The sequence below is a fragment of the Streptomyces sp. P17 genome, assembly GCF_032436805.1.
Taxonomy (GTDB): domain Bacteria; phylum Actinomycetota; class Actinomycetes; order Streptomycetales; family Streptomycetaceae; genus Streptomyces.
Genome location: NZ_JAVRBF010000593.1, coordinates 1 through 290, shown reverse-complemented (window position 1 = coordinate 290; position 290 = coordinate 1). Strand labels below are relative to the sequence as shown.

Annotated in this window: 1 protein-coding gene; it reads left to right on the top strand. The window is 45.9% G+C overall.

Features of this window, described 5'->3' with window-relative positions; genetic code table 11:
* Nucleotides 1–290 (top strand): hypothetical protein (locus tag RMT89_RS42235; protein WP_315889063.1); only part of this gene is annotated, 290 nt, incomplete at both ends.

The following is a 290-nucleotide window of genomic DNA, read 5'->3' as shown; positions in this document are numbered from 1 at the left end:
ATTCATCAGGAGGGGAAGCCTTTTTCTACCATACATTAGATGTCGTGAAAGGCTGTCTTAACTTAGCCGTTTTTGCACTGACCATCTCCCTTTTTTCACCATTACCTTTTTTGGTGGCCCTTATCGTAGGGGCTTTGCTGTATTTCACCTTGCAATACGTTCGCAAGGCGGAAGATGGTTCCCGTGACTTTTTCGGACAACTGGCTATGCGCCGTTCCTACTTAGAGCGCACAGCTTATGAGATCGCCAATGGCAAAGATCTCCGTATATATCAAATGAGTAGCTGGTTC